The sequence below is a fragment of the Neobacillus camarae genome, assembly GCF_054950115.1.
In genome coordinates, this window is record NZ_JBUCKX010000002.1 from 996068 (window position 1) to 1009819 (window position 13752).

13 protein-coding genes are annotated in these 13752 nt (G+C 42.9%); all 13 read left to right on the top strand.

What is annotated here, in order from left to right; translation table 11 throughout:
- Nucleotides 1-342 precede the first annotated feature (342 nt).
- The 13 genes from essC to ACY8D0_RS12475 all read left to right on the top strand — a co-directional run bounded on the left by essC (nucleotide 343) and on the right by ACY8D0_RS12475 (nucleotide 13695).
- On the top strand, nucleotides 343-4938 hold the full coding sequence (essC, locus tag ACY8D0_RS12415) for a type VII secretion protein EssC (RefSeq protein WP_462410817.1): 4596 nt from the start codon (nucleotides 343-345) through the stop codon (nucleotides 4936-4938).
- Nucleotides 4931-5182 (top strand): methyltransferase, encoded by a 252-nt coding sequence (locus tag ACY8D0_RS12420; RefSeq protein ID WP_462410818.1) that lies wholly within the window; start codon nucleotides 4931-4933, stop codon nucleotides 5180-5182. Before essC ends, ACY8D0_RS12420 begins: the two co-directional genes overlap by 8 nt.
- A 29-nt stretch (nucleotides 5183-5211) precedes the next feature.
- Entirely contained in the window at nucleotides 5212-5517 is a 306-nt protein-coding gene (locus ACY8D0_RS12425; RefSeq protein WP_462410819.1) for a WXG100 family type VII secretion target, read from the top strand.
- Between the two features lie 28 nt (nucleotides 5518-5545).
- Nucleotides 5546-5851: a WXG100 family type VII secretion target gene (locus ACY8D0_RS12430; protein WP_462410820.1), complete on the top strand. Its 306-nt coding sequence runs from the start codon at nucleotides 5546-5548 to the stop codon at nucleotides 5849-5851.
- Nucleotides 5852-5972: 121 nt separating this feature from the next.
- Entirely contained in the window at nucleotides 5973-6713 is a 741-nt protein-coding gene (locus ACY8D0_RS12435; RefSeq protein WP_462410821.1) for a hypothetical protein, read from the top strand.
- Between the two features lie 2 nt (nucleotides 6714-6715).
- Nucleotides 6716-8368: an Mbeg1-like protein gene (locus tag ACY8D0_RS12440; RefSeq protein WP_462410822.1), complete on the top strand. Its 1653-nt coding sequence runs from the start codon at nucleotides 6716-6718 to the stop codon at nucleotides 8366-8368.
- Between the two features lie 18 nt (nucleotides 8369-8386).
- The gene (locus ACY8D0_RS12445; RefSeq protein WP_462410823.1) at nucleotides 8387-8614 is read left to right on the top strand and encodes a hypothetical protein; all 228 of its coding nucleotides are present in this window, start codon (nucleotides 8387-8389) and stop codon (nucleotides 8612-8614) included.
- A 12-nt stretch (nucleotides 8615-8626) separates the two neighbouring features.
- Entirely contained in the window at nucleotides 8627-8932 is a 306-nt protein-coding gene (locus tag ACY8D0_RS12450) for a WXG100 family type VII secretion target (RefSeq protein ID WP_462410824.1), read from the top strand.
- A gap of 12 nt (nucleotides 8933-8944) precedes the next feature.
- Complete coding sequence (locus ACY8D0_RS12455; protein WP_462410825.1) at nucleotides 8945-9250, top strand: WXG100 family type VII secretion target; 306 nt, start codon at nucleotides 8945-8947, stop codon at nucleotides 9248-9250.
- A 56-nt stretch (nucleotides 9251-9306) separates the two neighbouring features.
- Entirely contained in the window at nucleotides 9307-10542 is a 1236-nt protein-coding gene (locus ACY8D0_RS12460) for a DUF6382 domain-containing protein (protein ID WP_462410826.1), read from the top strand.
- A 17-nt stretch (nucleotides 10543-10559) separates the two neighbouring features.
- The gene (locus ACY8D0_RS12465) at nucleotides 10560-11327 is read left to right on the top strand and encodes a PP2C family protein-serine/threonine phosphatase (protein WP_462410827.1); all 768 of its coding nucleotides are present in this window, start codon (nucleotides 10560-10562) and stop codon (nucleotides 11325-11327) included.
- Nucleotides 11328-11342: 15 nt separating this feature from the next.
- Nucleotides 11343-13028, top strand: coding sequence for a serine/threonine protein kinase (locus ACY8D0_RS12470; protein WP_462410828.1), 1686 nt, complete (start codon nucleotides 11343-11345; stop codon nucleotides 13026-13028).
- A gap of 10 nt (nucleotides 13029-13038) precedes the next feature.
- Nucleotides 13039-13695 (top strand): hypothetical protein, encoded by a 657-nt coding sequence (locus ACY8D0_RS12475; RefSeq protein WP_462410829.1) that lies wholly within the window; start codon nucleotides 13039-13041, stop codon nucleotides 13693-13695.
- Nucleotides 13696-13752 lie beyond the last annotated feature (57 nt).

The window sequence follows — 13752 nt, forward strand, 5'->3', positions numbered from 1 at the left end:
CTATAATAGATGAATGAATGGCGAATGTTACGAAAATGTGTCAAAAAATAAAAGATTTATGAACAAATTTACATTTTCTGTGCTAAAATAAGTGTCAGTTAAACGGATTATGCCAAATATATTATTGGCGTTAAAGGTCAAAAAGCACCATATTCAACATGTGGCTCAGAATAAGAGAGAGTTTATTTATCAGAAGGTTATAAAGAATAGGTAAATAATTGGATGCTTTTCGGGAAAAAAGTCGCATGAAATAAGTGGAAAACTTTGGGATAATTGGAATGTTTCTTAGTTGCAACAAAGATAAACATCTTAAGAAAAGATAAGTGTCAGGGGAAGTAGTAGATGATTGTTACCTTAATCAATAAAGAGAGCATTAACTCCATCAGTTTACCGGAAAAAATCAGGGGACAATATTGGATTTATGATTCAAACGGAGCGTCCTCCAAGAAACTAATCGGAATCGAAGGCATAAACGGTGAGTGGCTTCTAAAATCCAACAAAGATGTAAAAGTGCTGGACCATTCAGGCCAACCGATCCGCAACACGGTATTAAGCCCGTTAAGTATTTATAATTTGGAGACCAAAGACCACGAAAGTAAGACAATCGTGTTTACAGAACCGACAACGGATGACCGCCAAATCTATACGAAGTACTTGGTAGACCGTGATGTGGACCTTTCGATTGGAAGAACCGGTCAAAACGATGTGGCACTAACGAATCAATTCGTTTCGGCATCCCATGCAAAACTGTCCTTTCGTAATGGACAATGGAGCATTACCGATCAAAATAGTACAAACGGAACCTTTGTTAATGGATTCAGAGTGACAAATAAGAATTTAAACATTGGTGACACGATATACATAATGGGCTACAAAATAATCATTGGAAACTTTTTTATCGCCTTAAATAACCCCGATGGGACCCTTTCTGTAAAAGCCAACGCACTTAAGTCGTTTATTAATCAAGCGCCTGTACCTGTAGATGAAGACGAGGAATACGAGGCACCCCCAACGGATTATTTTTACCGATCTCCACGATTTAAGCGTGATGTGGAAACGGCAGTATTTAAAATTGACTCGCCACCGTCAAATGCGATTGGCGATGAGATGCCCTTGATGTTGGTGCTGGGACCATCCGTAACAATGGGGATGGCTTCCATGACAACGGCTATCTTTGCTGTCAATAATGCCATGGCCGCAGGTGACTTTTCCAGAGCGATGCCTTCTATTGTCATGTCATGCAGCATGCTGCTTGGTACCATCATGTGGCCGATTATGTCTAAAAGATATGACAGGAGACGGAGACGTAAAAAGGAAAAACTGCGCCAGGAAAAATATAAGGAATATTTGGATAAAATTGCGATCCACTTTGACGAGGAAATTGAAAAGCAGGAAGAGATCCTGCGCGAAAATCACGTTCCGGTTTCAGACCTTGTCAACCGAATTGATAAGGTCGACAGAAATCTATGGGAACGCGGATTGGGGCAAAACGATTTCCTAAAGTTGAGGGTCGGTACTGGCAGCGGAATACTGGAAGCCGAAATCAGTTATTCAGAAAAGAAATTCTCGATTGATGATGACAACCTCGAAGAAGAACTATATACCTTGGTTGAGACTCCTAAGGTTTTAAAAAATATACCGATCACCTTATCGTTATTTGAAAATCACATTTCCGGTGTGATTGGAGCGCGAAAACAAGCGATTGATTTCGTTAAAGGTCTAATTTTCCAATTGACCAGTCTATATAGTTATGATGAAGTGAAATTGGTGTTTGTGTATGACCAGAATGAAGAGGATGACTTTGGTTTTACAAGATGGCTGCCACATGTATGGAGCAACGATAATCAATTCCGGTTTATTGCCACAAATAATAATGAATTAAAGGAAGTTTCTGCCTACATAGAAAAAGAAATAGAGGCCCGTTTCCAAATTAATGACAGTGACTTTGAAGATGTTAAGCCTTATTATATTGTGTTTGCGATGAGCAAGGACTTGGGAATCAGGGCAGAGATGCTAAAACAGGTTTATTCGAAGAAAAAAAATCTACATATTAGTGTGGTTACTTTTTACGATGAACTCAAAAATCTGCCAAAAGAAACGACCATGGTTGTGGAACTGGAAGAAAACAGCGGGAAATTGTTTGATAAAAACGATATCACCGGGAAATCTGTATCATTTGTTCCAGATTTCGATATATCAAGAGATCCACACGAATTAAGCGTTAAGCTTGCCAATATTCATCTTGACACGTTGGCCGACTCCTTTAACCTGCCAAAGATGATTACGTTCTTGGAACTGTTTGGTGTGGGGAAGGTCGAACACTTGAATGCTTTAACACGGTGGAAGGATAATGACCCTACGAAATCACTGGAGGCCCCTGTGGGTGTGGATACATTAGGGGAATTATTCAAGCTCGACCTGCATGAGAAATTTCATGGGCCGCATGGTCTGGTCGCGGGGATGACCGGTTCCGGTAAGAGTGAGTTTATTATCTCCTACATCTTATCCTTGGCAGTCAACTATCATCCGAACGAAGTCGCGTTCATTTTGATTGACTATAAAGGCGGCGGTATGGCCAAATCATTCGAGAACCTCCCGCATACGGCCGGTATCATCACCAACTTGGATGGAGCGGCAATCAAGAGATCGCTAATTTCAATCGAAAGTGAATTGAAACGCCGCCAGTCCATTTTTGCCGATGCCTCAAAGCAGGTTGGCGAGAGCAATATTGATATTTATAAATATCAAAAGCTTTATCGTGAAGGCGTTGTGAGCGAGCCGCTGCAGCATTTGTTCATCATTTCGGATGAGTTCGCCGAGTTGAAAACGCAGCAGCCTGAATTTATGGCGCAACTGGTGTCTGCGGCACGGATTGGCCGGAGCTTAGGGGTTCACTTGATTTTGGCAACCCAAAAGCCTAGCGGTGTCGTCGATGACCAAATCTGGAGTAACAGTAAATTCCGCGTCAGCTTGAAAGTCCAGGAACGGGCCGATAGCATGGATATGCTCAAACGGCCGGATGCCGCTGAACTTACCGATACAGGACGCTTCTACCTCCAAGTCGGATACAACGAATTGTTTGAAATGGGCCAGTCGGCATGGGCAGGGGCACCTTATTATCCTTCTGATAAAGTGGTAGTAGAAAAGGATAATAGTGTGGTAGTCATTGACCGAAACGGAAGGCCGATTAAAGAAGCAAAAATCGATAAAAAGAAAACCATGTTTGCCAACCCGAAAAAGCAAATGGATGTCATTACCGACTATCTGCGCAATATTGCAGTGGAAGAAAACATCAGAATCCGTCCGCTTTGGATGCAACCAATTCCGGCTATGATTCTATTAAATGATGTGAAGCAAAAATACAATATCCGTCATGAAGATTCTTTCGTGCTTAACCCAGTAATCGGTGAGTATGATGACCCGGCAAGACAGCAGCAGTGTTTGCTCCGTCTGCCGCTTACAGAGGAAGGAAACACCATTGTTTACGGGGTAGCGGGAAGCGGGAAAACAACCTTCTTAAATACCATGGTTTATTCGCTCATGCAGGAGCATACGCCGGATGAAGTCAATATTTACTTGCTCGACTTTGCTTCTGAAACCCTTAGGGCATTTGCCAAAGCCCCTCACGTGGGGGATGTGATTCTCTCTTATGAGAGTGAAAAGATTAATAACTTATTTAAAATGCTCTATGCTGAAATAGAAACCAGGAAGAAGTTATTTGCCGATTATGGCGGTGACCATGCTTCTTATATTAGGGAAACCGGTGAAAAGATGCCGTCCATCGTGGTCGCAATCAATAACTTTGCCGCGTTTACCGAAATGTACGATGAAAAAGAGCCAGCCGTATCCTACCTGTCACGTGAAGGAATCAAGTACGGAATTTACTTTGTCTTAACGGCTCTCGGTACAGGTTCTGTTAAATTCCGTCTGTTGCAAAACTTTAAACAACTGCTGGTGTTGCAATTAAATGATGAAGCAGATTATTCAACCGTCGTTGGTAAAACGGAAGGTTTGTATCCTTCGAAATTCAAAGGCAGAGGACTTGTCAAACGGGATGCCATCTACGAATTCCAGGTGGCTCATATAACAGAAGAAGCTGTGCCATACCAATTTATTTATAACCAATCCATAAAGCTTCAGGTGGCTTGGAAAGGCAATTCGGCCAGAAAGATTCCGATTTTGCCGGATATGGTGGATAAGGAATTCTTGTCCGAATATGTTGGACCGGAGGGAAGCTTAACGATCCCAATCGGTGTAGAAAAGAACTCGCTTCAAGTTCATTATTATCCATTCGGAAAATCTTATTTAAATATGATTTTATCTGCTTCTACCGAGCATCTTCCTTTTACCCATGAATTAGCCGGTTTTATGGCGCAAAAATGTGGGCTTGATGTGACGGTGATTGACGGACAGCAAAGTTTTATCGATAGGAACAATCAAGATGTTTCTTATTATTCAACCGTTAAAGAGTTTGAAAATGTTGTAGCTGCACTATTTGAACTAGTGCTTTACCGTAATAATACTTATAAAGACGCGATTGAAAGGGGAGTCGAAGTGGAACACTTTGACCAAAAGGTCATACTGATCAATTCAATCGCGGCACTAAAGAATGCCCTATCAAAAGAAGGACAGGAAAAGCTTGGCTTAATTTTAGAAAGAGGCGATGCCAAGTATAACATGACGATTCTATTTGCCGAACAGTCCAAGTCAGTCCAAGGTTTGACTTTTGATAAGTGGTATAAGGCCCAAATCAATCCAGGCGATGGCATTTGGGTTGGCGGTGGCATTACGGAGCAATTTAACCTCAAGGCTACAAAGCAAACATCTGAAATGCGTGAAGACATGACAGCTGAATTTGGTTTCTCCCTGCAAAAAGGGAAAGGTGTAAAGGTGAAGCTATTAAACTCAGAAAAGGAGAATCGTGACAGCGATGAATAAAGTGCTTGTTGAAATTTTCCTTCCGGCTGCAGGAAAGAGCTTTGATGTTTACATACCATTGGAAAGCCAAATGAGCGAGGTACTGCAAATGGTTTCCGCTTTACTGAGTGATTTATCAGATGGAAAATACAAAGCCAATAACCATGCAGTGTTGTGCGATGCAGAATCCGGAATAATTTACAATATTAACATGGCTGTTGCCGAACTAGGGATTCATAACGGTTCCAAGCTCATGCTGATATAAATTTTTAATGTTTAGAAAGGAGAAAGAAAATGGGTAAGAAAATTAAAGTAACTCCTCAAGATCTTGACACAGCTTCTCAGAAATTGGCTGACATTTCGGAAGCATATAGAGGACTTTACAATCAGTTAGTTCAAGTGGCTACCACGATGGGAGAAGCTTGGGATGGGGAAGATAACCAAGCATACGTAAATCAAATTTCCACGTTTAGTGAAAATTACTTAAAGGTAATGGTCGAAAGATTAAGCCAAGCAAGCGGCACACTTAAAACTCAAAGCCAGCAATATGCTGCTAGACAAGATGCCAATACATCGATGGCAACAAAGTTAACGAACTAATTGCTTATTTTGGAAAGGAGTGGAGAAGATGGCAGGAACCATTAAAGTAAATACGGCGCAAGTTGCTGAAATCGCGCAAACTCTTGAAGGTATCAACAACAAGCTTATGGATGAATTAACACGCAGTAAAGAAACCATTAATAATCTTAAAAGCACTTGGGAAGGTGAAGGTGCAGACGCAACCGTTGCTGCATATGAGGAATTTTCTCAAAAGTACTTCCAAACCTACTATGATATCATTACCAGCTATGTAGATTTCCTTCGAAGAAATGTTGACCAAGGCTACTTCGAAACAGAAACAACCGTTGTAAGCTTGGCGGATCAATTTAAATAATAAAAACTAAATCTAAAGGCGATGGGTTTTTCCGTCGTCTTTAGTCACATTCAGAAAATAACTCCTCTGAGAGTGGAAATAGATTTGCTGTTTTCTCTCTTAATGAAAGTAGGGTTTAAATATGATAAAGAAGTTTTTAAAAAAGGTGGGTGTCATCATTATGGGGCTATCGATTTTCAGCTTGATTGGCTGCAGTGAAATTGATAAAGAGCAGGCGGCGGATGTCGAACAATTGTTACAGAAGAAATATAATCAAGAATTTGAAGCAACACATATTGGCGGCCGGTATGGCACAGGCAATGATGGGACTGTAACCACTTATCTGCATCCAAAAAATAATGAAGATTTACTATTTAGCGCTGTTATGAATGAGGATGGGAAATTGGTTTCCGATAACTATATTCCTAGACTGATTAGTCATTCAGTAAATGAAGTAATAAAAAGGGAACTGGGATCAGAAGGAATTGATAGTGAGACTAACACTGTTGTAATGGAAGCTGACAGTTCATCAGAAACCAACCCGGAAATTTCACTTAGGGAATATGTGAATTCTTATAAACCTGGCTATTTTTCAGCCGATATGATTGTCAAAGAGTCCCCAGGGTTAACACCTGAGAAGTTTGAATCTGCATTAAACGCTGTTTATACCGCAGGCCTGAAGACTGATTTTCAAGTTGCCATTCATGTGATTTCAGACGGGAATTATGAAGCTTGCCACAAGGAGTTCATGAAGCAGATACAAATTTCAGACAGTATGTATGTTGATTTTGATGTTGTAAATGAAATGAAACTATACATTGATTCAGAAGGTTTCCACGTTTTTGAAGTTGGTAAATCGGCATCGGACAAGGTTGGTGAATAGCTTTGACAAAGGATCATTTAACGGATCAAGATCTGAAATTTACAACCGATATTGCGTATTTAGACTTGGATATATTAAATAAGAATATGCGTTTTGGAAAAGGACCATATTCGGTAGGAAAACTTTTAAATGTCGATGTGGACGGCAGGCCCGATAAGATTCCACAGGAACATTTTGATAAATTGGTTGCCGGCAAGAATACTTATGGAGATAAAATTGTTAGTTTGGATCATACAAAAGTAGACCAATTGCCTGATTATGCATTAGAGGACTGGAAAGTTGTCAAAACGTTTGATCGTAATAAGCCAGGCCAATCAGGCCTCTACGCTGTTGTTTTAGATACGCCGCAAGGGTTGGTTGTCTCATTTCGTGGAAGTGAACCACCTTCGGAATTACAAAATATCCAACAAGATTGGCTCGGGGCAGACATGGGGCTTCTTGCAGGAGACCTGACAGCGCAGCAAGAAGATGCGGAAAAATTTATGGATGAGTTAAAAGAAGAAGGCTATTTTGATAAATATGATAATATCACGTTTACAGGACATTCCTTAGGAGGGAATCTTGCGGAGCATGCAACCTTCTATGCTGCCCAAATTGACGTATTGGATCGGATTAAACGGACTGTCAGCTATGATGGACCAGGTTTCACTGATGAGTATATCAAAGACCACCAAAAATATATAGATATGGTCAAGGTGGCAAATATAGACATGGATCATTACCAACAATCCCTTGTAGGCGGATTGTTGCAGCGTGTTGACGGAATTGATTACCAATACGCAGAATTGAAAAAGGACGGATTTGCGCAACATGGAACGCAGTACGTCAAGTTTGATGGGGAAGGCAACGTCGTGGTCACTGATCAACCTGATGCTTTCTCAACCGCATTTTCAAAGTACATAACATCTCCTTTTTCCCAAGGTATGGACCGTCTAATAGGCCCTAAAGCGGCATCCATCTTGGTAAGCGGCTTGGCTGCACTCTCAGCAGGTGCTTTTAAAATAGGAAAAGTAATGTATAAAGACGGAAAGTTTACAACTACCGGTAAAATTGTCATTGCGGCAATAGCAGTGGGATTGGTGGTTTCAGTAATCGCATTTCCTGAGGTATTATTTGCAGCGGTTGCAACAGTGGTGATAAATCTAGTGAGGTCTGTGATAACTACTATGGTTAGAGTAATAGTTTATGATTTTGTTATGGACCGGTTGGAAGCATTGAGGGATTACTTGGTGGAGGAACTTTTCCCGCAAATCGTGGATTCTGTTGTGAAAAAACTCCATGAAATGGGAAGATGGGCTCAAAAAGAAATTGAAGACTTCCACAATATGCTGATGAATGCCTACAATACGGTGTTTGGCGGCCTCAAGAACCTGTTCGGTTCCGGCCAGAAGGCTCATGCCACACCACATATTAAACTGGACACCTCCAGATTGCACACATATGCGGACCGATTGGAATCAGTAAAAGGACGCCTTTCATCTATCGATTCCGATCTCAATGTCCTTTATTTAACAGAGGGTCTGATGGATATTATCAATCTGGCCATTGCTGAAAATTTGCCTACGAAAGGGCAAATGAATAGACTTATTGATTATTTAAGGGATACCGCATCAGCCTTTGAAACGGCTGAATCCAGAATCATCAGCAGATTTTAATAGGAGGGGCGAAGCAAAATGTCAAGTGGTTTAAGTGGTGTGAAGTCCGAATTAAACCGTATTATAACAGAACTTGAAAGCATTGAATCCGGACTCCAGCGTGACTTTGAGGGGATTGGCAGTGAAGTGGCTGCTGCGAAATTACGGTCTTTTATCCATGAATGTGAAACCGCGAAGAGAAGCTTGGACAGGGTGAACCCGTCTAATCTTGCAGAGTGGTTTCTGGAAAAAACACAGGGCAAATAAGGGGGGGAACCTATGGCAAGTCGAATTGCCGTCGATACCGGGAAGGTTCTGGAAGCAGCGAACCGATTAAGCCAAATCAATAACCAAATTGATGACGATTTTGAGAAACTCGAGACAGCCATCAAACATTTGAGCAGCGAATGGCACAGCAATGCTTCAGAAGCCGTAATCGGCCACTTTCATCAAATAAAGGACACCTTGAAGGAAAATCGTCACAAGGTGATGGACCAGCAAGTTAAGTTCCTTAAAATGCAGGTCTCCGATGGATATAATGTGACGGAGACAAATGTTACAAGATTAGCGGACGCTTTTAAATAGGGAGGAATAAAAATGAGTCCGTTCATTAATGTCAACTATACGGAATTTGAAAAGGCGGCAACTGCCGTGGACAGCTACGTTAATAAGCAGAAGGACAAGATGAATCATGCCAATCAAGTAGTGGCAGAACTGGGGGCTTCTTGGCAGGGGAAAGATTATCAAGCATTTAAAGCGAGCTGGAATGAGCTCGATGATGCTAAATCCACTGCAGGGAATATGAAAAAGGCCATGGAAGATTATGCCGACACCTTGCGTTATGTAGCCGACCAATATAAAAAAGCGCAAAAAGTGGCCATAGATCGGGCCAATAGCTTATAGAATAACAGGCTATTAAACTATTTTTCATGATACGATTTTGATAGCAGGAGATTTTTATGGGAAAAACAACACTGGAAAAGACAAAAAATAAATATGTGGTTGTTAACAAGTTAAACTATCCCGAGGCCATTAATGAGCGGGAATTAAACGGCATCGCTCGCGGCCTGCTGGAAGGGCTCATCCCCGTTACAGCCGAAAGCAGCAAAAAAGGGCTGACCCTGAAAACTTCTATCGTTGGCATGATGTCCTTAAAATCCTATTTTAGCAGTGTGATGAGCAAGAAAATGTTCTTGGATATGGTCAGGCAATTAATCATTGTTGTGAAAGAGTGCGAAAGGCATTTATTGAACGTCAACAATCTGGTACTTGATTGTGAGTACATTTTCCTTGATCCCAGCACCAAAAAAATCAAATGCATTTTTTGGCCGATTGTTAACAACCAGAACCCATCTGGCATAGCCGAGTTTTTTCAGGACCTCCCATTCCGGGTGATCTTTTCAAAAAATGACAATCACGATTATGTCGGTTCTTATTTAAACTACTTTAAGAGCCTGACCCCGTTTTCTATTAATGGATTTGAAAAATTAATTCTCGAAATGATGGGGAAAACCGCAGAAAACAATTCACATGTCCCATCGGGTTCTACCGGTTTCGGCGATGACAACCGCCCTGTGCCCAAGTCCGAGGAAGTCAAAGCGGATGTTGCTGCGATTGCTTACAACCCGTTAAGCCAAGCCGCTCCGGCCCCTGAACCTGAAGGGAAACAAGCAGTGCCGAAATTCTGCACCAATTGTGGAAATCCCCGTGAGGAAGGCGCTAAGTTTTGTGTCCATTGCGGGTCGTCGTTTAAGGCGGAGACAGCCCTGGCTCCGGAGCCGGTTGCTGAAGAGCCTCAAGCAAGAAAAGCAGGCACCCAAAGCTTTAGTGAAACCACCGTGTTGGGCGTGGAGGATTATGGCGGAACGACGGTCCTTGGCGCTGACGCCTATGAGGAGCCGTCCTTTCCTTATTTAATCAGGGAGAAAACGCAGGAGAAAATAAGCGTGAACAAGCCGTCCTTCCGAATTGGCAAGGAAAGCAAATTCTGCGATTATTTTATTTCCGACAATAACGCGATCAGCCGCAGCCATGCGGACATTATCACGAAGGATCACCGGTATTATATCATCGACCAGAACTCTACCAATAAAACCTATGTGGATGGCCGTGTCATTCCGGTGCAAAAAGAGGCAGAAATTTTTTCCGGAACAAAACTGCGACTTGCCAATGAAGACTTCGTATTTTACATATAAGCAAGGAAGGTTCTGAAATGGAGATACTAACCGCCACATATACAGATGTCGGAATCAGGAAAGCAACAAATCAAGACAGCTTGTGTTTGAAAATCGCCGAAACCTCCGTCGGAAAGGTCGTTTTAGCCGTCATTTGCGACGGGATGGGTGGACTTTCCAAGGGGGAAGTTGCCAGCGCCAGCGTAATCCATGCCTTTTCAGAATGGTTTGATAAAGAACTCGCAACACAACTCGGGAAAGGCGATATGGACGAAATCCAGTATCGTTGGGAACGGATGATTAAAGAACAAAATCAGCGAATTGCAGAGTACGGGCAAAGAATAAAAATACAGCTTGGAACGACATTAACGGCTTTGCTTCTAATAGATACGAAGTTTATGCTGATTGGCCATGTCGGTGATTCCCGGGTTTATCGGATTTGCGACCGGCTCGAGGTCTTGACAGAAGACCAGACATTGGTCGCATGGGAGGTAAAACGCGGCAGCATTACTCAAGAGCAGGCCCAAATCGATCCAAGACGAAATGTTCTATTGCAATGTATAGGTGCTTCCAAACTCGTTGAGCCGCAGTTTATCACGGGAAGGCCTGTGCCCGGCGAAGTATATATGCTATGTTCCGATGGTTTTCGCCATATGATTACCGAGGATGAGATGTTTGACGCCTTCTCGCCGCAAACGTTAATCAATGAAACCGTGATGGAACAAAAAGCAAAACAACTCGTGGAACTTAACAAGCAAAGGAATGAAACCGACAATATTACGGTCATGCTTGTTAAAATTGTGTAAGGATGGGGATTTCGTTTGGCAGCAATTGGGTCGATAGTGGAAGGGAAATATGAAATACTCAAGCTGATCGGACAGGGCGGAATGTCAAAGGTTTATCTTGCCATGGACAACCGCCTTAACAAACAGTGGGCAGTAAAGGAGATTGAAAAAAAAGCCAAGGACCGCAACAACGAAGTTATTTTTCAAAGCGCGATTGCCGAAGCAAACATGATTAAGAGGCTGGATCATCCGGCATTGCCCCGTATTGTCGATATTATTGATAACGGCGATGTGATTTATGTCGTCATGGACTATATCGAAGGGGAGCCGCTCAGTACCATATTGGATGAGTACGGCGCGCAGCCGCAGGACTTGGTAATCGAATGGGCAAAGCAGCTTTGTGAAGTGCTGGATTACCTGCATACACGGAGTCCGGCGATTATCTACCGGGATATGAAGCCGGCAAACGTCATGCTGAAGCCGGACGGGAACTTGAAACTCATTGACTTCGGGATTGCCAGGGAGTACAAAGAGCAAAATCTGGCGGATACGGTCAGCTTGGGAACCAAAGGGTACGCGGCGCCGGAACAGTTTGGCGGAAAAGGACAAACCGACGCCAGAACCGACGTGTATTGCCTGGGCGTGACACTCTATCATTTGGTGACCGGCCAGAACCCAAGTGAGCCTCCGTACGAGTTATATCCAATCCGGCATTGGAATCCGTCTTTATCCGGCGGTTTGGAGAGAATCATTCAAAAATGCACGCAGCTGAATCCTGACGACCGTTATCAATCGTGCGCCGAGCTGCTCTACGCGCTTAACCATTATGAAGAAGTGGATGACAAGTACCGCGCCAAACAGAAAGCGAAACTGCGCAACTTCAGCATTGTCGCCGTTTCTGCCATCCTTTGCTTGATGATTGGCGTATTAGGCCAAGTGATGAAAGTCAAGACCAACAACGCCAGCTACAACAGCAATATTCAGATGGCGGAAAAGGAATCTTCTGAATCTCGGAAAATAGATGACTATTTAAGGGCGATTGATATCAAGCCGACAGAAACAAAGGCTTATATGGGCTTGATTGATACGTTTAAAAACGATGCCGCTTTTACCGTTGATGAAGAAGAAAAGTTAAAGAAGAAAATCAACTCGCATTTAATCGAGTTCCGCAACAATCCGGACTATCCGGACCTTGCTTTTGAGATTGGCAAAATCTATTGGTATTACTATGATTATGGTAAAACCGAGACGAATGATAACCAAATCACGCGGATGAAAAGCTCGATCCAATGGTTTGAGGATGCTGCCCGATACGGTTCCAAGGATCGGGATTATTATGAGATGGCCGCCGTGTACCGGGATATCGGCAAGTTTAATCAGGATATTACCCTGAATATCGAAGAAGCTTCGGACAAAGGGAAATACCGTCCTTATTGGGAAGATATTAAGGATCTCAATAAAATGATTGAGGCTCACCCTGACGAAAGTGAGATTGTCAAACTCGAACTCTATAAGCTGACCATGTATTCTGTTGAGACATATGCAAGAAAATTCAAAGCGGATGGCATAAAGGAAAGCGAAATCCGTTCCGTAACGGAGTCTGTCGAGAAAGCCACTAGAAATGTCGCCGTTAACGCGGAAAAAACAGAAACGATTAAAAATGAAGTAATCAATCGCTTTGACCTGACCGCTCAGGCAATTGATCACGCATATAACGATTAGGGGGATTTCCATGGATGCAACCACCTGGCAAACCATTTCCATTGTGGGATTTTCCCTTGCAGCGGTACTGCTGGCAAGTGCCATCATCCTGTTTTTTAGACTGAGGATTTTGGCCGTCATCGGCGATTTGAGCGGTAAAACCGCCGCCAAGCAAATTCAAGAAATCCGCGAACAAAATAAGCGGACAGGCGATAAGCGCCATAACCCCGGCTCCTTTAATATTGCGCGCGGGAGTTTAACGGAGCCAGTTAAACGAACAGGCAGAACCGGTAAAACGGCGAACCCGACTGGCGGTATATCGAAACGGCTGGTAAAAGACAAAGGGTTGACAGCCCAGACATCCAGTCCTGCGGCTGCCGAAATCCTGCCGACAGAAGTCATCCATCAACATGAGGCCCCTGTCTATGATTTTGCGGCAACAAATGTTTTAGGAGAAGGCACTATGGTGCTGGCGCCCAATCATGGACCAACCGGTGAAACATCCGTGCTGTCCGAACGCACGGAATTTCTCCATGATGGAACAGAAGTCCTTGGGCAGGACTATGGAACGACAGTATTGAATGAAACGGCCGAATTGGCAAATCCATATGAGCCGGTAATACCGCCTGCCGTTGAATTCAAGATTGTCAAAGACATTAAAATCACCCATACCGATGAGGTACTTTAAGAAAGAATGCCGACTAGAATGGTTTAGCAACGAGATATTTAAGGGGAACGAGGAGAG

Bases quoted from the DNA above. Each gene is read 5' to 3' on its own strand.
- ACY8D0_RS12420 (WP_462410818.1), top strand. From the start codon at position 4,931: ATGAATAAAGTGCTTGTTGAAATTTTCCTTCCGGCTGCAGGAAAGAGC.
- ACY8D0_RS12450 (WP_462410824.1), top strand. From the start codon at position 8,627: ATGGCAAGTCGAATTGCCGTCGATACCGGGAAGGTTCTGGAAGCAGCG.
- ACY8D0_RS12460 (WP_462410826.1), top strand. From the start codon at position 9,307: ATGGGAAAAACAACACTGGAAAAGACAAAAAATAAATATGTGGTTGTT.
- ACY8D0_RS12465 (WP_462410827.1), top strand. From the start codon at position 10,560: ATGGAGATACTAACCGCCACATATACAGATGTCGGAATCAGGAAAGCA.
- ACY8D0_RS12445 (WP_462410823.1), top strand. From the start codon at position 8,387: ATGTCAAGTGGTTTAAGTGGTGTGAAGTCCGAATTAAACCGTATTATA.
- ACY8D0_RS12425 (WP_462410819.1), top strand. From the start codon at position 5,212: ATGGGTAAGAAAATTAAAGTAACTCCTCAAGATCTTGACACAGCTTCT.
- ACY8D0_RS12435 (WP_462410821.1), top strand. From the start codon at position 5,973: ATGATAAAGAAGTTTTTAAAAAAGGTGGGTGTCATCATTATGGGGCTA.
- ACY8D0_RS12455 (WP_462410825.1), top strand. From the start codon at position 8,945: ATGAGTCCGTTCATTAATGTCAACTATACGGAATTTGAAAAGGCGGCA.
- essC (WP_462410817.1), top strand. From the start codon at position 343: ATGATTGTTACCTTAATCAATAAAGAGAGCATTAACTCCATCAGTTTA.
- ACY8D0_RS12430 (WP_462410820.1), top strand. From the start codon at position 5,546: ATGGCAGGAACCATTAAAGTAAATACGGCGCAAGTTGCTGAAATCGCG.
- ACY8D0_RS12475 (WP_462410829.1), top strand. From the start codon at position 13,039: ATGGATGCAACCACCTGGCAAACCATTTCCATTGTGGGATTTTCCCTT.